The sequence below is a fragment of the uncultured Oscillibacter sp. genome (genome assembly GCF_947654275.1).
Classification (GTDB): domain Bacteria; phylum Bacillota; class Clostridia; order Oscillospirales; family Oscillospiraceae; genus Oscillibacter.
In genome coordinates, this window is record NZ_CANTJS010000048.1 from 1 (window position 1) to 21,068 (window position 21,068).

The window sequence follows — 21,068 nt, forward strand, 5'->3', positions numbered from 1 at the left end:
AATTACTAATTCCTAACTCCTAATTACTAATTCCTAACTCCTAATTACTAATTCCTAACTCCTAATTACTAATTCCAAACTCCTAATTACTAATTCCTAACTTATACTGGAAAGAAGGCTCTAAACTATGAACGGCTATCGCTACGATCCCCATACGCACACCGCCGAAACCAGCCGCTGCGGCCATCTCTATGCCGCCGACGTGGTGGACCGGTACGTCCGCAGCGGCTTCACCGGCCTGGTGGTCACAGACCATCTGCACCCCGAATACCTCTCCCGCATCGACACCGAACACAACTGGGACCTGGTCATGGACCACTATCTCAGCGGTTATCACGCCTCCAAAAAGCGGGGCGACGAGGTGGGCTTCGACGTCATTCTGGGGGCGGAATTCCGCTTTCCCGAAAACGACAACGACTACCTGGTCTACGGCATCGACGAACAGTGGCTCCGCTCCCACCCCTATGCCTGCTGCATGAGCGCCCAGGAATTCTTTGATAAATTCCACAGCGAGGTCCTGATTATCCACGCCCACCCCTTCCGCAAGGGCAGCGCCCCGGTTCAGGAGACCGCCGTCCACGGCGCGGAAATTATCAACGGAAACCCCCGCCATGAAAACAATAACGACAAAGCCCTGTCCCTCTGCCGCCGTCATCCGGAGTACTGCCGTCTGGCCGGCTCCGATACCCACCGGGACGGCGACGAGGCCCGGACCGCCGTCATTCTGCCGGAGCGGGTCCATGATTCCTTCGCCTATAAGCATTTGATTGAAACCCGGCAGTTCCACCTGTGGAGCCCGGAATTCCAGGACTTTGTGGAGGCCGACGAGGCCATTCGGAAGGAGGAAACGAAATGAGCCAGTTTGATTCTCTCATCATCGGCGAAACCGCCGTGGATACCAATGTGGACTATGACGGCACGGTGGTCCAGGCCACCGGCGGAGCGGTGTATTACTCCGGCTTCGCCGCCGCGGGCATCGGCCACAAAATCGCCGTCCTGCCCAAGGCGGACACCGCCCAGGTGGACCTGAGCGCCGCCTTCGCCGCCGCCCCCAACATCACCGTTTTCCCCCTCCACAGCACCCATTCCTTCGTCACCAAAAATGTCTACCACACCCCGGACCGGGAGCGGCGGACCTCCACCGTGGACAGCAAGATTGATCCCTACCGCCCCGAGGAGGTCCCGGAGGAGATCGACGCGAAAATCTGGCATCTGGCGGGCCTTGTGGGGGGCGACATCCCCGACGAGTTCCTGCCCTTCGCCGCGAAGCGCGCCATGCTGGCCATCGACGTGCAGTGCATGCTCCGCTGGGAGGAGAACGGCGGCATGGTCTATCACGACTGGGCGGCCAAGAAGGAGCTGCTGCCCTATGTCCGCTTCCTGAAGACCGACGCCGCCGAGGCGGAGATTCTCACCGGCCTCACCGACCGGGCGGAGGCCGCTAAGGTTCTCTACGGCTGGGGCGCTCAGGAAATCCTGATTACCCACAACACCGAGGTCCTGGTCTATGACGGCAAAGAGATCTACACCTGCCCCATCAAGGCCCGGAGCCTCTCCGGCCGCACCGGCCGGGGGGACACCACCTTTGCCGGGTACATCAATGAGCGGCTGACCCAGGACATCCCCACAGCCCTCCAGACCGCCACGGCCCTGGTCTCCCTGAAAATGGAGACGCCGGGGCCCTACATGGGCACCCGCGCCGACGTGGAGGCGTACATCAGGGAGTTCTATTAAATACACAGCGAAGGCCCCCGGCGTCTGCCGGGGACCTTTTTTGCTTTTTTTGCTTTTTTGCGTTTTTGCATCCTTGCGTCCGTCTCTTCTCCGCGGGGGCGTCCCGGCCCGTTCGGAAGGGAGCTCCCGCGGCGGCGAAGCTGCCGCACTGGGAGACACGCATCCGCAGCCGGAAAGCTCCTCCGCCTCTCGGGGAAAGCGGGCTTATACCAGCTTCTCAAAGTAGTAAAACGTCTCGTCCTCCCCCTTCCGCCGCATGAAGGAGGACAGCATTTTGAAGGACGTCTGATTCTCCTTGAAGCACCGGGCCAGCACCCGGCTCAGGTGGACCTTGTACAGGCCCCAGTCCGCCGCCGCCGTGATGGCCTCCGTGCCGTAGCCGCAGCCGGCGTAGGCAGGGGCAATCCGGCAGCCCACCTCCGCGCCGCCCCGGCTGTCGAAGCCGTGGAGAACCGCCTCGCCAATCAGCTTCCCGTCCAGCCGCACGGCGAAGGTCACCATCTTGCGGCTGGCAAAGGCAGCCCGTGCCTCGTAGATGAAACAGCCCTCATCCCCTGCGGTCCTGTTCCCGTCCGGAACCTCCGCAGGCCGGAACTGGCCGTCCGCATAGGTAAAGTCCCACCAGCGGTTCCACTCCCGGTCCAGCACCAGGGCGTTGTAAGCGGGCGCGTCCTCCATTGTCAGGGCGGAGAGGGTCAGGCGCTGGGTCTTCAGCTCCGGAATCTCCCCCACATGGCGGTGCAGGGCGTTCTGAGGCGTAAAGCAGTATTTGGGAGCCAGCTTCACCGGGCCATATTGGAGCTTGGAGGTCCTGAGCCCCTTATCCGCCGCGTCGTCCTCCCGGTTGACCCACTGGCAGTCCCGGCCAAAGGCATCCGCGAAGGCCTGGACAAAGGTGGGATAGACCCCGGTGTAGGAATACAACGCCTTTTCAATGTGAATAATGAGGGTCTCGCCGCATTTCTCCGCCAGGGCCAGGGCAATCAGCTTGTCCCCATCGAACATGCCCCCGGCCACAAACCAGGGCTTTCCCGCCATTTTCAGCATACCCTTGGCCCGACTCAGCTCCACCAGCGCCTTTTCGTTGTCCCCCTTGGGGAATTCCGCCTCGTAGTCCGCCCAGAACCGCTCAATCACAGGGGCGTCCGCCGCCGTCAGCCGCCGGACCTCCGCGTCGGGCCACTGGGCCCGGAATTTCTTGATGTGGTTCCGCTGGCCGGAGTACCGCCGCCCCGCGAAGAGCTGGAGATCCTTCCGGTCATAGATATAGTCCCGCCAGGTGCGGATGTCGCTGACCTGGACATAGGGATAGCGGGTCAGCAGCCGGGCCGCCTTGCACTCCGGCACCACGGAGATCACCGGAACGGCTTCGTTTTCCAGGCAGTAGGCCTCAATGGCGTCCAGGGCGGCGTCCTCGTCCCCCTCGGGGCCGGGAACGGGATAGTCAAAGAGCCATTTTCCCTCGTCGGTGTTCCGCACCACCAGGCAGCCGGCCACCTCCGCCCAGACCGGATGATACTTGAAGCTCCACATGAGCTTGGTCCCCAGGGAGTATTCACACAGGCCGTAATCACAGCTCTCGTAGTACCTCCGCAGCTTCTCCGCGTCCCGGCTCGCCATCTGGCGGCTCATCACCTGTTTGAAATTGATCATGATTTCAGTCCTTGTCCTTTTTTATTTAATCTGTTCGTTTCTTCCTGCATTTTTGAGCTTCCCCCGCGTTTCCGCTCCCCCGGCGGGCCGCCGCCGGCGGCGTGAATACCGTCCCGGCAGGCGTTTTGTCCACCTCAGGCGGACATTCTCCTCCGTATCTGTGTTATTTTTCCACATTTCCTTGACGGGGGGGCGAATCTATAGTATATTTAACACACATTATAGAATGAATAGGAGATGAAAGCAATGGGAAATGGGAATGAAAGAGGCTCCTGGGGAAGCAACATCGGCTTTCTCATGGCGGCCATCGGCTCCGCAGTGGGCCTGGGCAATATCTGGGGCTTCCCCTATAAAATGGGCAAGTCCGGCGGCTTTACCTTCCTGATCATCTACTTGCTGCTGGCAATCTTCGTGGGCTTCAGCATCATGATGGCGGAACTGGCCATGGGCCGCAACACCGGCAAGGGCACCATCGGGGCGTACCACGCCCTGTCCGGACGCTTCAAGTGGGTAGGCTGGCTGGCGGTGTTTGCGCCCTTTGTCATCATGAGCTTCTACTCGGTTCTGGGCGGCTACTGCATTGAGTATATGTCTCTGAACCTGAGCAACCTGGCCTTCGCCGGGGCGGAGATCAAGACGGGGTCCGACCTCTTCGGGGCCATGCTGAGCAATCCCTTCGGCTGCGTCATGTTTACACTGCTCTTCATGATTATCTGCTACCTCATCAACCGGGGCGGCATCTCCGGGGGCATTGAGAAGTTCAATAATGTGGGTATGCCGGCCCTGTTCGTGATGCTCTGCATCATCATCGTCCGCTCCCTGACGCTGCCCGGCGCCATGGAGGGTGTGAAGTTCATGTTCGTCCCCGGCTACGCGGTGCAGGCGGGCTTCATTGAGTCGGCTCCCGGCCTGATCTCCGTGCTGGCCACCGCCGGCGGGCAGATGTTCTTCTCCCTGTCTCTGGCCATGGGCATCACCATCACCTACGGCTCCTATATGAAGAAGTCGCAGAATATTGTGAAGAACTCCGTGGTGGTGGTCATCGCGGACACCCTGGTGGCCATCATGGCGGGCATCGCCGTCATCCCCGCCGCCGTGGCAACCTACGGTCCCAGCGCCACCCTCAGCGGCCCCAAGCTGCTGTTTGTCACCCTTCAGGACGTGTTCCAGGCCATGGGCGCCATCGGCCCTCTGTTCGGCGTGATTTTCTACCTGCTGGTACTGATTGCCGCCATTTCCTCCGCCATCGCCCTCATTGAGGTGATTACCACCTTCCTGCTGGACCATGCGGAGGCCAAGGGCAAACAGGGCAACCGGCCCAAGACTGTTTTCTGGGTGTGCTTCGCCATTATGATTGAGGCGGCCATCGTGGCTGTGGACGGCCTGGGCACCAACGTACTGAACATCTGGGTCCCCTTCCAGAAATCCCTGGGCATCATCGGCAGCTTTAACGACTGCTGGCTGGACTTCATGGACTGCCTGTCCGAGGGTCTGGCCATGCCCGCCGGCGCGCTGCTGATGAGCGTCATGATTGGCTGGGAGATCGGCGTCAAGCCCATCACCGACGAGATCCACCACGGCGCGGAGCAGATCCACTGGCTGAACAAGTTCATGCAGATCTGCCTGATGTTTATTGTGCCCATCGCCATGGCCTTCATCCTGGGCGGCCAGGTAGGCGACTACTTCTCCCACGAGGGAAGCAAGATCAACTTCTACTATGTGGGCTACGGCATCGGCGCGGTCATCCTGATTGCATCCTGGTTTGTGGCCTTCACCTCTCCCAAGCGGAAGGAACGGCTGTAAGCCTCCTGAACAGAACCCATGGAACCTTGAAACGGGCGGAGCTTCGGCTCCGCTCGTTTTTTTGCGTTTTTGGTTTTGGGGTTTTTGGGGTCTTTTGGTCTTCTCGACCTCTACCACTATACCAAATTCCCCGGAAATTGCAAGCCCTGCCTTGCCGGGAAACGTGTCCATCTGCTCATTTTATAGCGGGAATGCCATGTAGGGGAGGGCCTCTGTCCCCTCCCGCATTTTATCACAGGACCATGGTGTAGGGGCCGCCGCCCTCGGCGGCCCGCCGATACAAAACCCGGCCCCCACATCAGGCCGCTCAACAGGGCAGCCCCTGCAAAATAAAATCTGCCAATAGGACATTCCCCTTGCCGGTCTTTTTGCTTCCGCCGCCCCGCCGGCTTTTTTGTTTCCACCGGCTTTTTTACCGGCCCCCCTCCAGGGCCTGCCGCTCCCTCTGCAATTCCCGATAGAGCCGGGCGGCGGTCCAGCTCCGGTTCCGCTCCGTGAGCACGGCCTTGACGCAGCCCGCCCCGGCGGCCCTCAGGGCCGGCAGCAGGGCGTCCAGCTCCCCGTCCAGACCGCAGAGCACCAGCATCTGCCCGGCGGCATCTCCGGCGGTCCCAGCCCCCGGACGGGGGCCTTTTTCCGCCAGCTCCCCCAGGGTCTGGCCCCAGCAGTTCCGGGGCACCGCCGCCGTCTCCGCCCCAAAGGACCGGGCAGCCGCCTCCATTGCCAGAATCATCCGCAGGTCCTCAAAGCCAAAGAGGAGTATTTTTTTGACGCCTTCCGTTTTTTTCAGGGCCTTTTTGTTCTTCTTCATAGTCCATGCCTTCCTTTTTTGAGCTCCGGTCAGCGGTCCAGCTCTTTTCCGTTCAGAACGGCCTGAATCAGCCGCTCCCCCTCATAGCGGAGCTTCAGCGAGAAAAAAGCCGCCTCTGTCTCCAGCAGTCCCAGGAAAATCCTGTCCCCCTCCCACAGGGTCAGAGACAGCAGCGCCGTCTTTTCAATCCAGGCCAGTTCCCCCTCGTCGCAGGGATGAGGCTCCCCCGTCCAGGCCGTGGCGGTGAAGAGGTGCATGTATTCCGTAGGGGCCTGGTCGGATACAAAGGTCACCAACCCCCGATAGCGGTAGTCCGTCAGGGTCAGCCCCGTTTCCTCCCGGCACTCCCGGAGGATGCAGTCCTCGGGGCTCTCCCCCTCCTGAAATTTACCGCCCACGCCAATCCACTTTCCCTGATTCAGGTCGTGTTCTTTTTTTACCCGGTGGAGCATCAGATATTCCCCGTCCCGCTCCAGATAGCACAGTGTTGAATTCAGCATCCGTCCCTTCCCCTTTCTCCGTCATGGCTCCCCATCATTATACCCTCATCCGCCCCAAAGGGAAAGGCCGAATTTTTCCCGTCTCCCGAAAGGCGAACCGGCCCGTCTCCCAGAAGCCTGGCATCATTGGGAAAACGGGCGGGCGCAGAGGCCCGCCCCTGCGGGCATTACCGTAAGGTCCAGGCAATCAAGCCCGCCCCCTTCTCCTGATAAAATATGTAAACGGACGCGCCTGATTTCAACAAACCCCTTTACAAATCAGAACGATTGTTCTATACTGGAGGCATAAACCCGGCGGTCCGCGGAGCGCCGGGTCCGAAAACCGGTCTGCCGGGAGAAAGGAGGTCCCGCCATGCCCCAACGGCTGACCAGCTGCTGTTTCACCGGCCACCGCCCCGAAAAGCTCCCCTGGCGGTATGACGAAAGGGACCCCCGCTGCCGGGACCTGAAGCGCCGCATTGCCGACGCGGCGGAATCCGCCTATCAAATCGGCTTCCGTCACTTCCTCTGCGGCATGGCCCTGGGCTGTGATCTCTTTTTCTGCGAGGCGGTTCTGGCCCTGCGGGAGACCCACCCCGGCGTCACGCTGGAGGCGGCCATCCCCTGTCCCGGCCAGGACGGCGCATGGCCCCCGGACCAGCGGGCCCGCTATGCCCGTCTGGTGGCGGCCTGCGACTTTGAGACCCTGGTCTCCTCCAGCTACACGCCCTACTGCATGCAGCGGCGGGACCGCTACATGGTCAACCACGCCTCCCTGCTGATTGCGGTGTTCAGCGGCAGTCCCGGCGGCACCCGCTACACGATGGATTACGCCATGAAACGGGGTCTGACCATTGTGGACCTGCCTGTCACATCAGAGTAGCGCTGGCCTTGTATATTGCGCCCTCAAACGCGGAACGCTATAGGCGAATGCTTTGAGGGGAGGAGCACGCTATGTTCACAAAACGTACAGACCTGGCCCTGGAGGCCCGGGAGCTCTGGCAGGAATCAGCCGAAAAAACCACCCGCCTCACCGGCGTGAAGGCCAGCAAACAAAAAGAGGAGGGCTACCCGGTGACCCGGGTGGACATCCTGGACCACCGGGGCGAGGAAGCCCTGGGCAAGCCCCAGGGCAGTTATCTCACCATTGATCTCAGCAGCTTCTGGCAGAGGAAGGCGGACTTTTTCGAGCGGGCGGTCCGGGCCGTAGGCGGTCAGCTGAAGGCCATGCTGCCGGCGGAGGGTCCCGCCCTGGTGGTGGGTCTGGGAAACAGGGCCATGACGCCGGACGCCGTGGGCCCCCTGTCTCTGGACAGTGTGCTGGTCACACGGCACCTGGTGTCCGCCATGCCCAGGCACTTCGCCGGCTTCCGCCCTGTGGCGGCCTTCCGGACGGGCGTGCTGGGCCTCACCGGCGTGGAGTCCGCCGAGACGGTGCGGGGCCTGGCGGCGGAGGTGAAGCCCGCCCTGATTATCGCCGTGGACGCTCTGGCGGCCCGGCGGGTAAACCGGATGTGCACCACGGTCCAGCTCACAGACACCGGCATTGTCCCCGGCTCCGGCGTGGGGAACCACCGGGCGGCGCTGAACCGGGAGACCCTTGGCGTCCCGGTTCTCTCCATCGGCGTTCCCACCGTGGTGGACGCCGCCACCCTGGCGGCGGACCTGCTGGAGGAGGCGGGCATCCCGGAGCTGGACGAAACCCGCCTCCGCCACGGAAAGGCCCCTCTGATGGTCACCACCCGGGACATCGACCAGCAGGTCCGGGAGCTGAGCAAGGTCGTGGGCTACGGCATCAACTGGGCCCTTCAGGACCTGGAGATTGAGGAGATGAACGCCCTCCTGGCCTGAGCGGCATCAAAAAATATCTAAAAATATCTAAAAATATCTAAAAACATCAAAAAACACGGGCGTCCGGTGGGCGCCCGTGTTTTTTTAAGCTCCTGAATTCACAACCGTTGGACACCGTCTGAGCGGTCTTTTCCCAGCCAACCCGCGCCGGTTTCCCCTGCAATCCGTCAGGACTGCCGCGGGCCACGAAAAATCTCCCTGTCCGGCGGGAAACATCCCCGCCCGTCCGGCGCCCCCGGCTATGAAGGTTCTTATTCCGCCCCCATGTCTTCCAGGGCCTTGCGGGCGGCGGACTGCTCCGCCTCCTTTTTGCTGTGGCCGGTGCCGCTTCCGATGGGCGACCCATTCAGCAGAACTTCGGCGGAAAAGGTCTTGGCGTGGTCCGGCCCCTGTTCTCCCACCATGCGGTAGGTCAGCACCTGGTCCACCTGCCTCTGTACCCGCTCCTGCAAGGCGGTCTTGTAGTCCCGGCGGCGCTCCTCCACCTCTTCCTCCCGCTCCGCGTCCAGGAGACAGCGGTGAATCAGCGCCGACGCAGCGGCGATGCCTCCATCCAGATAGACGGCGGCAAAAACGGCCTCGGTGGCGTCTGCCAGAATGGAAGTCCGGGTCCGGCCGCCGCCGGCTTCTTCTCCCCGGCCCAGCTTCAAGTAGCGGCCCAGGTCCAGCTGCCGCGCCACCTCGTACAGGCTCTGCTCGCACACAAGAGCCGCCCGGATGCGGGTCAGGTCTCCCTCCGGCAAATCCGGATGCTGGGCAAAGAGCCATTCCGCCGACACGAAGCCCAAAACAGAGTCCCCCAGAAATTCCAGGCGCTCGTTGCTGGCGAGCCCGGCAGTCCGGTGCTCGTTGGCATAAGAGCTGTGGCAGAGTGCCTCCTCCAGAAGGGCCGGGTCATGGAAGTCATAATTCAGTTTTTCTTCCAGGTTTTCCAGTTTTTCCAATTCCAGCATGATGGTCCTCTCTAAAAGTCCGGAAACGCCGCCCCAGGGCGGCGTCTGAGACTGTCAATCATACGCGGCGGAAAGGAGGGGGGAACCTGTCAGGGGTTCCCCCCGTCTGCAATCAGGACGTTTTCAAAACCCTTCTCAAGGCTTTGAACCCCTGGCTCACTCTGCCGAAAAGGCTTTTTCAATCAGGCGCTTTCGACAGGGCTTTTCGACAGAGTGAGCGCCGCTCCAGGGCGGCGCCTCCGGGCTTTTTCAAATATCAGTCTTAGAGCCTGTTTAAAATCCGGCGGAGTGCCGGATTGGGGCAGATTTTTTTGCCGGGCAAGGCGGTTTGACGCAGGAATCCTGGCGGATTTCAAGTCAAACCAACGCAGCATCGGCGGAAAAAGATGCCCTGAGACGGCGTTTCGATGGATTTTAAACAGGCTCTTATTTATTGAGCCTGCCGGCGATGTAGTTCACCGCGTCGCCCACGGTTTTCAGAGCGCTCAGCTCCTCTTCCTCGATTTCGCCGACCTCAAATTCCTCTTCCATGGCCATGACCAGTTCCACCAGGTCCACGGAGTCAGCCCCCAGGTCGCCCTCAAAGGCGGTGTCCATGGTGATCTCCTCGGCGTCCTTGGCGAACTGCTCCGCTACGAGGTTCTGCAAAACCTGAAAAATCTCTTCGTTTGACATTGCTTGCTTCACTCCTCAGGAAATTTTGGGGACGTCCCCCTGCATATTGTCACGAGCCCATCATACGCAACTGCCGCCTCTCTGTCAAGAGGCATCCACCACATTTTGTCTAAATCTCTTCCGGCGGTCTCACTCCACCTTCATGGATTCGATATTTGCCTGAATGTCGGCAATGAAACCGCTCTCGGCGTACTCCTTCGCCCGGAGCACCGCGTTGCAGATGGCGTGGGCGTCGGAGGAGCCATGGGCCTTGACCACAGGCCTGGAGATGCCCAGGAAGGGCGTGCCGCCGATTTCGCTGGGGTCCAGCAGCTTTTTCATCGCCGCCAGGTCCCCCTTCACCAGTCCCGCCGCGATTTTTGTCTTGGCGCTGGAGAGGAACACCTTTTTCAGCTCCTTCAGCAGGAACTTCCCGGTGCCCTCCAGGGATTTCAGCATGATGTTGCCGGAAAACCCGTCGGCCACCAGCACGTCCGCCCCGCCCAGCATGGCGTCGTTGGCCTCGATGTTCCCCACGAAGCGGATGCGCCCCGCCTCCCCTGCCGCCGTCAGCAGGGCGTGGGTCTCCCGGCGGAGCTGGTCCCCCTTCTCCGGCTCGGCCCCGATGTTCAGAAGACCCACCCGGGGGTTCTCCACCTTCAAAACCCGCTTGGCGTAATAGCTCCCCAGATAGGCGAACTGAAGCAGGAATTCCGGCGTGCAGTCGGTATTGGCCCCGCAGTCACAGAGAATGGCCCGGCCCCCGGCGGTGGGAATGACCGGCCCCATGGCCGCCCGGCGGATGCCCTTGATGGTCTTGGGAATCAGAGTGGCCCCCGCCAGCAGGGCCCCGGTGGACCCGGCGGACACCAGGGCGTCCCCCTCGCCGTCCCGCAGCATCCGCAGGCCCACGGCCAGAGAGGAGTCTTTTTTCTTCAAAAACACCCTGGCGGGGTTGTCCGCGATCTCCACCACCTCCGAGGCGTCCCGGATTTCCACCCCGGCGGGCAGGTTTTTCTCGCCGCACTGCTCCACGGCCCGCAGCACCTCCGCCGCCCGGCCCACCAGAATCACGTCTGCGCCGTGGACCCTGTGGGCCTCCAGCGCTCCCTGCACAATCGCCCCCGGGGCGTTGTCGCCGCCCATGGCGTCTACGATAATCTTCATGCCAGTTCCTCCCTGTCTCTCTTTCAATTAGAAATGAGGAATTTGGAATGAGGAATTGTTCCGTCATTTCAGTCACTCCTAATTCCTAACTCCTAACTCCTCATTACTCCGTAATTCCCTCCAGCACGGTTCCCCTCAGCCCCTCGATGAGCTCCAGGGACCTTCGGGACAGCTCCGCGTTTTTGTTCCGTTTCCCCCGGACCCGGTGATCCAGAGGCGGCATGATGCCGAAATTGATATTCATGGGCTGGAACGCCGTCACCGACTCATTGGACACATACAGCGCCAGGGCCCCCACGGCGGTCTCCCGGGGGAAATCCGCCGGCGGCAGGCCCCGCAGCCGCCGGGCCAGCTCCACGCCTGCCAGAAAGCCGCTGGCGGCGGATTCCACGTAGCCCTCCACCCCGGTCATCTGCCCGGCAAAGGTGATGCGGGACTCCTTTTTCAGCCGGTAATAGCGGTCCAGCAGCCGGGGAGAATTCAAAAATGTGTTCCGGTGCATGACTCCGTAGCGGAGGAATTCCGCGTCATGGAGGGCGGGAATCATGGAAAACACCCGCTTTTGCTCCGGGAACCGCAGATGCGTCTGGAAGCCCACCAGGTTATAGATGCTGCCCTCCCGGTTGTCCCGCCGCAGCTGCACCACCGCGTAGGGCTCCTTCCCCGTCCGGGGGTCCTTCAGCCCCCGGGGCTTCAGCGGCCCATAGCACAGGGTTTCCCGGCCCCGCCGGGCCATGACCTCCACGGGCATGCAGCCCTCAAATACCTGTTTGTCCTCGAAGCCGTGGACCTCCGCCTCCTCTGCGCGGATCAGCTCCTGCCAAAAGGCGTCGTATTCCGCCTCGTCCATGGGGCAGTTGACATAATCCGCCGTCCCCCGGTCATAGCGGGAGCCCATCCATGCCTTTTCCATGTCCACGCTCCCGGCGGACACCAGAGGGGCCGCCGCGTCGTAGAAATGCAGTGCGGACTCCTCCCCCAGCAGCTCCCGCAGCCGCTCCGCCAGAATATCGGAGGTCAGGGGTCCCGAGGCGGTCACCACCTCCCCCTCCGGAAAGTCCGTCACCTCGCCGGGGACCACGGTGATGTTGGGGTGTCCGGCCACACGCTCCGTCACCATCCGGGCAAAGCCGTGGCGGTCCACCGCCAGGGCCCCGCCGGCCTCCACCCGTGTGGCGTCGGCGCAGGACAGGATCAGAGAGTCCAGCCGCCGCAGCTCCTCCTTCAAAAGGCCCACCGCGTTCTCCAGCTGGTCGCTCCGCAGGGAGTTGGAGCAGCAGAGCTCCGCGAAATACTCCGTGGTGTGGGCCGGGGTCTTCTTCTCCGGCTTCATCTCCCGGAGCGTCACCCGGACGCCCCGCCGGGCCAGCTGCCAGGCGGCCTCGCTGCCGGCCAGACCGGCGCCGATTACTGTCGCTTCCATCCGTTCACCTCCATAAGGGTCTTGTTTTTCTGTCAGTCACAGGCCTTCCGCCTCCCTGGTGCTCGTCCCGCCCCGCTCCGCATTCGGAAACGCTGATCACGGGGCGCGGGTCGCTGCCGTTCTCGGCGGGCCTCTCTTGATGCTGGGCGTCCTTCGCCTGTTTGCTGCACGCCGCCGTGCACCGCCGGGAAAAAATTTTTTTCAGACCCGCATCAGGCCCTCCGGACAGACCGCCGCCTACCGTTCGTCGCTCCGGCCCAGCAGATAATCCGTCGAAACGCCAAACAGGTCCGCCAATGCAATCAGCATCTCATAATCCGGACGATGATCGTCACCCTCATAATATTGGTACGTCCGCACTCCAATTCCCAATAACCTGGCAACATCAGACTGCCGTAATTTTTTTTCTTTACGCAATGTTCTCAGGCGCTCTGCAATTTTTACCATATTTCTTCAATCACCTCTTGACACGCCCGAATTATTCGTGTAGTATATACACGAATAATCTGTGCGTAAAAGGAGAGATTTTTATGTCACCCTGATGAATTGGCCACTGAAAGCACAACTGAGCGGCAGCGGAAAGAGAAATGCGCCAAATCAACGACCTCCAGCTCCCGTTTGGCCGTGCCGCGGTCCGGAGACCTGCGGAATCGAGGCCTGGCAGCTCTTGCGCGCCCCTCATCCCCCGTCATCGGGGGGATTCAGGGGGGTGTCCCCCCTGACGGGGATTCCAAAGGGGCTGGCCCCTTTGGGCCCCTGCGGCAGCAGTTCCCCGCGAAAGCGGCCTCACGGCAGTGGCTCCACGGGAGTGGTCAGCGCTGGTCGCTCCGGCCCAGCAGGTAATCCGTGGATACTCCGAAGAAATCCGCCAGTTTCATCAGACCAGGAACATCGGGGTAATGGACGGCTGACTCGTAATAAAGGTATGCCCTCTGCCCGATGCCCATATATTCTGCCACTTCTTTGGAGGTAAAACGCCCCTCCTTACGAAGATTTTTCAGGCGTTCAGCAAAAATGTCCATACTACCCCCTTGACTTAGAACTTAAAATTCACTATAATTGAATTACAAATTCAATTATAGGAGGAACTTCTTATGACACCGCTCATGCAAACCATCTGTGACCATCTTACCGATTGCTGTCTGGAACACTACATAGACGGCTGTGAACGGGACACCAACGCCATGGAGCGGGAGCAGGTCCGCAGCGCCCTTGCCGCCTTCCTGCCGGATTGCTGCCAGGAACTGCTCAGCCGCTACGACGCTCTTCATCTCTGCCGCCTCAATCTGGAAAACGAAGCCATGTTCCAGGCCGCTTTTGCCGCCGCCCGGGAACTTTCTTAGAACCTGTATTCATAGCCGGGGGATGCTGGATGGACGGGAATGTTTCCTGTCAGACAAGGAGATCTTTTGCGCCCGCCGCAATCCTGACGGATTGCAAGGGAAATCGACGCAGTATGGCGGGAAAAAGGCCGTTCAGACAGCGTTCAGCGGTTGTGAATACAGGTTCTTAATCCTCCGGCGCTTCGGTTTTCCTGGCGGCAGTTTTCTTGGCGGCGGGCTTTTTTGCAGCAGTTTTTTTCGCCGCCGTCTTTTTGACAGTCTTCTTGGCGGCCGTCTTTTTGGCGGTCTTTATCGCCGCTGTCTTTTTCACGCCGCTCTCAGCGGCGGCGGCCTCCGGCGCTTCCGCCTCTCCGTCCTTCTGGGCGGCGGGGCGGCGGGGATAGCCCCGCTTCTCCTCCGGCAGGAAGTTGGCGCAGGCCGGATTGATGCAGAAGGGTTTCCGGGCCCCCCGGCCCGCCTTCTTGAACAAGGTGTGTCCGCACAAAGGACAGTCGTCCTTCACTGGCACGTCCCAGGTCATGAAGTCGCACTTCTGGGCCTCGTCCTTGCTGGTCAGATGCTCACAGCAGTAATAGGTGTACTGTCGCCCGTTTTTCTTGCTCTTGCCGGTGCGCTTCATCAGCCGCCCGCCGCACTTGGGACAGCGGCCCGGCATCTCCACCACCAGAGGCATGGTAAAACTGCACTCCGGGAACCCCGGACAGGCCAAAAACCGGCCAAACCGCCCGATTTTCACCACCAAATTCCGGCTGCACTCCGGGCAGATCTCTGTGGACACCTCGTCGGGCACCTTGATGCGCACGCCGTCCAAATCCTGCTCCGCCTGCTTGAGATTCCGGTCGAAATCCCCGTAAAAGTCCCGGAGAACACCCTTCCAGGGGGTATTCCCCTCCTCCACAGAGTCCAGTTTTTCCTCCATGTGGGCGGTGAAGCTCAGGTCGGCAATATCGGTGAATTTGTCCTTCATCAACTCCGTCACCACCCGGCCCAGGTTGGTGATTTTCAGATATTTCCCATCTTTTTCCACATAGGCCCGGTCCAGAATGGTGGAGACCGTCGGCGCGTAGGTCGAGGGGCGGCCGATGCCCTGTTCCTCCATGGCCCGGATGAGAGAGGCGTCCGTGTACCGGGCAGGGGGCTGGGTGAAATGCTGGTCCCGGGAGAACGCTTTGAGGTCCACCGTCTCCCCTTCCTTCAAATCCGGCAGAGCGGAGGCCTTCTCCTCCTTCTCCTCGTCCTTGCCCTCCTCATAGACGGCGGTATAGCCGGCAAATTTCAGGCTGGAGGAGCTGGTGCGGAAATCGTGGCCCGCCGCCTCGATCTCCACGGATACGCTGTCATAGACAGCGTTGGACATCTGGCAGGCCACAAACCGGCTCCAGATCAGCCGGTACAGCCGGTACTGCTCCCCGGTGAGGTCGGCCTTCAGGTCCTCCGGCGTCCAGCGGACATTGCTGGGCCGGATGGCCTCATGGGCGTCCTGGGCGTTGGCTTTGGCCTTGTAGCGGTTGGTTTTGGCATAGGGCGCGCCGTAGCGGCCTAGGATAAACTCCTTCGCGTCCGCCAGGGCCTCCTCGGAAATCCGCAGGGAGTCGGTACGCATATAGGTAATCAGACCCACGGAGCCCTCGCCGGCGATGTCCACGCCCTCATAGAGCTGCTGGGCGATGGCCATGGTCCGCCGGGGGGTCATGCTGAGCTTTCGGGAAGCCTCCTGCTGCATGGTGGAGGTGGTGAAGGGGGGTGAGGGGCTGCGCTGCTTGTCGGTGCGCTTCACGCTCTTCACGGAAAAGACGGCGTTTTCCGTCTCCCGGACCACAGCCTCCACGTCCCCGGCGGATTTCAGCTCTGCTTTTTTGCCGCCCCTGCCGTGATAGCGGGCGGAAAAGGGCTTATTCTGTCCAAATAGGTTGGCGTCCAGGGTCCAGTATTCCTCGGGCTCAAAGGCCTCGATCTCCCGCTCCCGGTCGTCCACCATCCGGGTAGCCACAGACTGCACCCGCCCGGCGGAGAGACCCCGGCGAATCTTCTTCCACAGCAGAGGGCTCAGCTCATAGCCCACCAGCCGGTCCAGAATGCGCCGGGCCTGCTGGGCATCCACAAGATTCTGGTCAATGGCCCGGGGGCTCTGGATGCTCTCCTGAACCACCTTTTTGGTAATCTCGTTGAAGGTCACACGCCTGGCCTTCTCCTCCGGCAGGTCCAGCAGCTGCTTGAGATGCCAGGAAATGGCCTCGCCCTCCCGGTCCGGGTCGGTGGCCAGGTAGACCATGTCCGCCGCCTTGGCGGATTTTTTCAAATCCTTGATGATATCTTCCTTGCCCTTGATGGGCTGATACACCGGTTCAAAATCCTGCTCCGGGTCCACGCCCAGCTTGCTCTTCGGCAGGTCCCGCAGATGGCCCATGCAGGCCTTGACGGTAAAATCCTTCCCCAAATACTTTCCGATGGTCTTGGCCTTCGCCGGGGACTCCACGATGACCAAATGCTGTTTACCCATACTTCCGATTACCTCGCTTCCAGCTCCTCATTCTGAATGCTCCAGGACGGCGGTCCTGGTATACCGCTTGCCGCTGTGCTGGCAGACGCAGCCGTCAATCTCCAGCACCGTCAGCGCCGACAGCACCCGCCGGGCGGGAATGCCGGTGCGCTGAATCATGTCGTCCACCTGAATGGCCTCCTCCGGCTCCAGAACGCCCAGCAGGGCGATCTGGTCGTCCGTCAGGGCCTCCGCGCTCACACGCTTCATCTCCGCCTGCTCAGCCGCCTCCGGCGGTTTTTTTGCCGGTTCTCTTGTCTCCGGCTCCGGGGTCTCCGGAACCGGCAGGGCGCCGGGCTGGCTCTGCCGCCGGGGCGCGGGCCTGTATCCCTTCATGGACCGGCCCCGCCGCAGCTTCCCCGGAAACCGGGCCTCATAGACGCTCAGTATATCCCAGGCCTCCGTCACAGACCCCGCGCCGTCCTGAATCAGGCGGAGACATCCGGCGCTGTCCGGCGCGTCGATGGGGCCGGGGACGGCAAAAACGTCCCGTCCCTGCTCCGCCGCCAGCCGGGCGGTAATCAGCGCGCCGCTCCGAACCGGGGCCTCCACCACCAGCGCCGCCACAGACAGTCCGGCGAGGATGCGGTTCCGCACCGGGAAATGGTGCTTGTCCGGCGGGGCCCCCGGCGGATATTCCGAGAGCAGCACCCCCGCCGCCGGCACGTCGTCATAGAGCGCCCGGCTCTCATAGGGATACCGGACGTCCAGGCCGTTGCCCACCACGCCGGCCACACGGCCCCCGGCAAGAAGAGCGCCCTGGGCCGCGGCGGCGTCCACCCCCTTGGCCAGACCCGTCACCACCAGGCCGCCGCCTGCCGCCAGACCGTAGCCCAGCTTCTGGGCGCAGGCAGCGCCGTAGGGCGTGCACTCCCGGACGCCCACCACGGCAATGGCGGCCTCCTCGTCAAAGGCCGGCAGCCGTCCCTTCACGTACAGCACGCAGGGCGGGTCGTAGATATTCCTCAGACGGTCCGGATATTCCGCGTCCTGAATGGTCAGAATCCGCAGATTCAGCCGCTGGCAGTCCGCCAAAATCCGGTTGGCCTCGGACAGGTCCCGGTTCAGGGCCAGCCTTGCCTGCTTCCGGGGCACATCCTCCGCCAGAAGCAGTTCTTCCTCATCGGCGTAAAAAATATGTTCCGGAGATCCGAAATGGCGCAGCAGCGCCAGCCGTGCCTGATTCTGAAGCCCCGGCAGCTCCGCCAGCCACAACCAGTATTTCAGCATGTCCCGCCCCTCCCTTTGCCAAGAGTTCTCTCTACTATATATAAATAAGACGCGAACGCAAGAACTTTTTTCAAGGTTTCACGAATTTTTAACAACTTCGGGTCCCCGGCCCCGGCCAGGGCGGCCGGACGGCGGGAATCATCTCCTCACAGGTCCCCCCTGGCCGCCTCCCACAGCAGCACCGAGGCCGCCGCCGCCGCGTTCAGGGATTCGCATTTCGTGTCCATGGGAATCCGGATGGTCCTGCCGCAGGCCGCCAGCACCTCCGCCGACAGGCCCCGGCCCTCGCTGCCCACGGCCATGGCGCAGCAGCTCAGGTCCAGCTCCCGGACGTCCGCGGTGTCCGCCCGCAGGGCCGCGCCGTAGAGGGGCAGGCCCGCCTCCTTCAGCAGCGCCGTCAGCTCCGGAAGCGTGCAGCGGTAGACAGCAGACCGGAAATGGACGCCCATCCCCGCCCGGAGGGTCTTGGGGTTGTTGAGGTCGGCGCAGCCAGGCAGCAGAATCACCGTGGCCCCGAAGGCGTCCGCCGTCCGGAGCACCGTGCCCACATTGCCGGGATCCTGAACGCCGTCCAGTACCAGATACCGCATCCGGCCATGGGCGTCGGGCTCCAGCCGCTCCGGCGGAACATAGCGCGGGGAGCGGCAGGAGAAGACCACCCCCTGAGGGGTCTCCATGGGACTGACGGAGCACATAACCGCCTCGCTGACCTTTACGGCCCGGGGAAACAGCCCTTCCGGGTCCCAGGGCAGCGCCGCCCCCTCGGTGTACAGCACCGCCAGAACCGGCGCGCCCCAAAGCTTCGCTTCCTCCAGGAGCTTGGGACTGTCGCACAAAAATTCTCCCGTCTTCTCCCGGTAGGAGCGGGAGGACGCCAGCTTCCGGAAATGGGTGCAGAGGGGATTGGTCTTGCTGGTAATGGTCTCCACAGGCCCCGCTCCTTTTCCTGATTGATTCTCTCTATCATAAATGGATTGAGGCGGCTTGTCAAGCCGCCCGGAGAAGAGGGAGTGTCCATTCACGCATTTTATCAGTAGGAGGGGGCCGGCTTTACGCCTGACCCCTGTAGGGGAGGGACCCTGTCCCCTCCCCTTCTTCCGGGCTCTCCATGCTTTCGGGGGACGGGAAAGCACGGAGAACCCCGGAGAGGATTCCCCGGCCATCCCCGCGTCTGAAAAAATTCCCGGCTTTTTTGGACGCGCCGCAGGGGCCCCAGGGCGGCGGGACTCCGCGGCAGCCCCCCGCCCATCCGCGGGGCCCCTTCGTCCCTTACGGCGCGGCTCCCTCCAGCAGCAGCGGCCTCAGCTCCCCGCAGAGGTAGAGGGACCCCAGCACACAGACCAGGCCCTCCCTTCCCGCTGCCGCCAGGGCAGCGTCCACGGCCTCCCGGGCGCCGGAGGCGGGCCGGGCGGGAACCCCCCGCTTCTCCAGCAGGCCGCAGAGCCATTCCGGCGGCAGGGCTCTGGGGCTGTTGGGCCGGAGAACCACCGCTGAGGCGGCCAGAGGGGCCAGCAGGTCCAGCATCTCCGCCGCATCCTTGTCCTCCAGGATGCCCAGCAGAAACAGCGCCTTTTTCCCGGGGAACAGGGTCCGGAGGCTCTCCGCCGCCGCGCGCATTCCGTGGGCGTTGTGGGCCCCGTCCATCACCACGGCGGGACTCCGCCGCAGAAGCTCGAAGCGGGCGGGCCAGCGGACAGCGGACAAACCCCGCCGGAGGGCCTCCTCCGAAATCCGCCAGCCCTTCTCCCCCAGAACCTCCAGAGCCGTCAGAGCCAGCGCCGCATTGTACGCCTGATAGCGCCCCGCCAGCGGAATCCACAGGTCCCGCCAGGGACCGAAGTCAAAAGCCGTGCCCTCCAGAGAGGGACGCACCCGGGACAGACGGGAAAAATCCACCTCCCTCAGTCCGGCCCCCCGCTCCCGGCAGGTCCGGCGGAATACCCCGTCGGCCTCCGGACAGCCGCCGAAGCTCACCACCGCGCCGCCGGGCTTGATAATCCCCGCCTTGGCGGCGGCGATGTCCGACAGGGTGGGGCCCAGTATGGCGGCGTGGTCCATGCCCATGGCGGTCAGCACCGCCAGTTCCGGCGTGTCAATCACGTTGGAGGCGTCCAGCGCCCCGCCCAGACCGGTTTCCAGGATTACAATCTGACATTTTTCCTGCAAAAAATACAGAAAGGCGATGGCAGTCAGCAGTTCGAACTCCGTCGGACCCTCCTCTATGCCCCCGGCGGCGTCCCGGACCCGCTCCGTCAGGGCTCCCAGGTCCTTGCCGGAAATCATCCGCCCGTTGACCCGGATGCGCTCCCGGAAGCTCTCCAGGTGGGGGGACGTGTTCAGGCCCACCCGCCAGCCCGCCGCCTCCAGAACGGAGGCCAGGCAGGCGCAGGTGCTCCCCTTGCCGTTGGTGCCGGCGGCGTGTATGAATCTCAGCTCCCTCTGGGGGTTCCCCAGGCGGCGGAGCAGCTCCCGGATGCGGTTCAGCCCCGGGGGCCGCTGCTGCCAGCCGAAGGACTCGATATAGGCGACGGCCTCTTGTCCCGTCATGCCGGTCCCTCCTTCCCTCTCACAGCGCCCGGAACAGCCCCTGCCGCCGCAGCAGCGCCACAATGGGAATGGCCGCCGTGGTCAGGGCAATGGCGGTGAGCAGGCCGGTGGTGATCCGCAGCAGCAGCGAGCCAAAGATCATGGCGAAGCTGTAGTAGTGGAACAGCAGGCTGTCCAGCCAGAGGACGGCGGTATTGGCCAGGGTCGTGACCACCGACGCCGCCAGGCACACCCCATAGCAAAGCGCCGGCCGGCTCTCCAGAGGGCGGCCGGTTCCCCGGAGGCCCCAGGCGACAAGACCGATGACGATGCCCCGCAGAGCTGGGGGAATCAGCCACAGGGCCGTGGTGGCGGTGAGGCCGTACTCACTGAGGAGCTGGGTGAAGAACTCCCCCACCAGTCCCGCCAGGGCCCCGTCCACCGGACCGAAGGCCAGGGCCCCCACCACGATGGGCAGAGAGTCGAAGGTGATGCGCAGGTTGGCGGGCAGCTTGACCTGCACCATGTTCAAGAGGAAGCTGAGCGCTGCCAGGGCCGCGATGCGGCAGATGCGCCGGGTGGTTAGCTTGGACATAAAAAAACCTCCTTTTATACGGCAGCATGCCGCACAAAGGAAGCCCGTTCCCATATGCGGCAGCGGGATGCGGAACACGCACTGCGGGGCGAACCCCTTCGTCCAGAGAACAACTCCCCGTCTCTCCGGCACTTGAACACGTGTGTTCCTACTCTGCCTGACTGGTTCCCATTGTCCGGCGGGAACCGTACTCTATCATAAGCGCATTTCCGAAAAAATGCAAGAGGGAAATCAAAATGAGGCGTATCCGCTCTGTAGGAGTACAATACATGTAGGACATTAAAGGAAGAAAACAGTAGAAGGATGA

At 62.4% G+C, this 21,068-nt stretch carries 20 protein-coding genes and 1 riboswitch; of the genes, 6 read left to right on the plus strand and 14 right to left on the minus strand.

Translation table 11 applies throughout. From position 1 onward, the window contains the following. Positions 1-127: 127 nt before the first annotated feature. Together Q0063_RS11595 and Q0063_RS11600 are read left to right on the plus strand one after the other, a co-directional pair. The gene (locus Q0063_RS11595; protein WP_297872140.1) at positions 128-856 is read left to right on the plus strand and encodes a PHP domain-containing protein; all 729 of its coding nucleotides are present in this window, start codon (positions 128-130) and stop codon (positions 854-856) included. Further along, complete coding sequence (locus tag Q0063_RS11600) at positions 853-1,734, plus strand: PfkB family carbohydrate kinase (protein WP_297872141.1); 882 nt, start codon at positions 853-855, stop codon at positions 1,732-1,734. Before Q0063_RS11595 ends, Q0063_RS11600 begins: the two co-directional genes overlap by 4 nt. 204 nt (positions 1,735-1,938) lie before the next feature. Here the strand turns inward: Q0063_RS11600 and Q0063_RS11605 are convergent, their stop codons facing one another. Next, on the minus strand, positions 1,939-3,387 hold the full coding sequence (locus Q0063_RS11605; protein WP_297872142.1) for a GNAT family N-acetyltransferase: 1,449 nt from the start codon (positions 3,385-3,387) through the stop codon (positions 1,939-1,941). Positions 3,388-3,633: 246 nt separating this feature from the next. Between Q0063_RS11605 and Q0063_RS11610 the strand changes: the two genes are divergently transcribed. Continuing rightward, the gene (locus Q0063_RS11610) at positions 3,634-5,190 is read left to right on the plus strand and encodes a sodium-dependent transporter (RefSeq protein ID WP_297872143.1); all 1,557 of its coding nucleotides are present in this window, start codon (positions 3,634-3,636) and stop codon (positions 5,188-5,190) included. Positions 5,191-5,602: 412 nt separating this feature from the next. Here the strand turns inward: Q0063_RS11610 and Q0063_RS11615 are convergent, their stop codons facing one another. Next, positions 5,603-6,001: a DUF3783 domain-containing protein gene (locus tag Q0063_RS11615; protein WP_297872144.1), complete on the minus strand. Its 399-nt coding sequence runs from the start codon at positions 5,999-6,001 to the stop codon at positions 5,603-5,605. A 29-nt stretch (positions 6,002-6,030) separates the two neighbouring features. Further along, positions 6,031-6,501: an 8-oxo-dGTP diphosphatase gene (locus Q0063_RS11620; protein WP_297872145.1), complete on the minus strand. Its 471-nt coding sequence runs from the start codon at positions 6,499-6,501 to the stop codon at positions 6,031-6,033. 352 nt (positions 6,502-6,853) lie between these two features. Between Q0063_RS11620 and Q0063_RS11625 the strand changes: the two genes are divergently transcribed. Both Q0063_RS11625 and gpr read left to right on the plus strand, forming a co-directional pair. Next, positions 6,854-7,363, plus strand: coding sequence for an SLOG family protein (locus tag Q0063_RS11625; protein ID WP_297872146.1), 510 nt, complete (start codon positions 6,854-6,856; stop codon positions 7,361-7,363). Positions 7,364-7,434: 71 nt separating this feature from the next. Then, a complete protein-coding gene (gpr, locus tag Q0063_RS11630; protein ID WP_297872147.1) occupies positions 7,435-8,331 on the plus strand; it encodes a GPR endopeptidase in 897 nt (298 codons plus the stop codon). Positions 8,332-8,582: 251 nt separating this feature from the next. On the opposite strand, the gene rnc is transcribed toward gpr, so the two are convergent. From rnc to Q0063_RS11660, 6 genes are all read right to left on the minus strand, one after another. Further along, on the minus strand, positions 8,583-9,284 hold the full coding sequence (gene rnc / locus Q0063_RS11635; RefSeq protein ID WP_297872148.1) for a ribonuclease III: 702 nt from the start codon (positions 9,282-9,284) through the stop codon (positions 8,583-8,585). Positions 9,285-9,710: 426 nt separating this feature from the next. Next, positions 9,711-9,959, minus strand: coding sequence for an acyl carrier protein (acpP, locus tag Q0063_RS11640; protein ID WP_297872149.1), 249 nt, complete (start codon positions 9,957-9,959; stop codon positions 9,711-9,713). Positions 9,960-10,088: 129 nt separating this feature from the next. Continuing rightward, positions 10,089-11,105 (minus strand): phosphate acyltransferase PlsX, encoded by a 1,017-nt coding sequence (plsX, locus tag Q0063_RS11645; RefSeq protein ID WP_297872150.1) that lies wholly within the window; start codon positions 11,103-11,105, stop codon positions 10,089-10,091. Between the two features lie 103 nt (positions 11,106-11,208). Beyond that, a complete protein-coding gene (trmFO, locus tag Q0063_RS11650; RefSeq protein ID WP_297872151.1) occupies positions 11,209-12,528 on the minus strand; it encodes a methylenetetrahydrofolate--tRNA-(uracil(54)-C(5))-methyltransferase (FADH(2)-oxidizing) TrmFO in 1,320 nt (439 codons plus the stop codon). Positions 12,529-12,765: 237 nt separating this feature from the next. After that, positions 12,766-12,975, minus strand: coding sequence for a helix-turn-helix domain-containing protein (locus tag Q0063_RS11655; protein WP_297872152.1), 210 nt, complete (start codon positions 12,973-12,975; stop codon positions 12,766-12,768). A 365-nt stretch (positions 12,976-13,340) separates the two neighbouring features. Continuing rightward, entirely contained in the window at positions 13,341-13,550 is a 210-nt protein-coding gene (locus tag Q0063_RS11660; protein ID WP_297872153.1) for a helix-turn-helix domain-containing protein, read from the minus strand. 72 nt (positions 13,551-13,622) lie between these two features. On the opposite strand from Q0063_RS11660, the gene Q0063_RS11665 reads away from it, so the two are divergent. Next, a complete protein-coding gene (locus tag Q0063_RS11665) occupies positions 13,623-13,871 on the plus strand; it encodes a hypothetical protein (RefSeq protein ID WP_297872154.1) in 249 nt (82 codons plus the stop codon). Positions 13,872-14,037: 166 nt separating this feature from the next. On the opposite strand, the gene topA is transcribed toward Q0063_RS11665, so the two are convergent. The 5 genes from topA to Q0063_RS11690 form a co-directional block, all read right to left on the minus strand. Continuing rightward, positions 14,038-16,371, minus strand: a complete 2,334-nt coding sequence (topA, locus tag Q0063_RS11670) for a type I DNA topoisomerase (RefSeq protein ID WP_297872155.1) — start codon at positions 16,369-16,371, stop codon at positions 14,038-14,040. Positions 16,372-16,398: 27 nt separating this feature from the next. Continuing rightward, entirely contained in the window at positions 16,399-17,640 is a 1,242-nt protein-coding gene (dprA, locus tag Q0063_RS11675) for a DNA-processing protein DprA (RefSeq protein ID WP_297872156.1), read from the minus strand. 146 nt (positions 17,641-17,786) lie between these two features. Next, positions 17,787-18,569: an RNA methyltransferase gene (locus tag Q0063_RS11680; protein ID WP_297872157.1), complete on the minus strand. Its 783-nt coding sequence runs from the start codon at positions 18,567-18,569 to the stop codon at positions 17,787-17,789. A gap of 340 nt (positions 18,570-18,909) precedes the next feature. Then, positions 18,910-20,187 (minus strand): folylpolyglutamate synthase/dihydrofolate synthase family protein, encoded by a 1,278-nt coding sequence (locus Q0063_RS11685; RefSeq protein WP_297872158.1) that lies wholly within the window; start codon positions 20,185-20,187, stop codon positions 18,910-18,912. 19 nt (positions 20,188-20,206) lie between these two features. Next, positions 20,207-20,761, minus strand: a complete 555-nt coding sequence (locus tag Q0063_RS11690; protein WP_297872159.1) for an ECF transporter S component — start codon at positions 20,759-20,761, stop codon at positions 20,207-20,209. Positions 20,762-20,819: 58 nt separating this feature from the next. Further along, a riboswitch (THF riboswitch) is annotated at positions 20,820-20,919 on the minus strand. Positions 20,920-21,068: the final 149 nt, after the last annotated feature.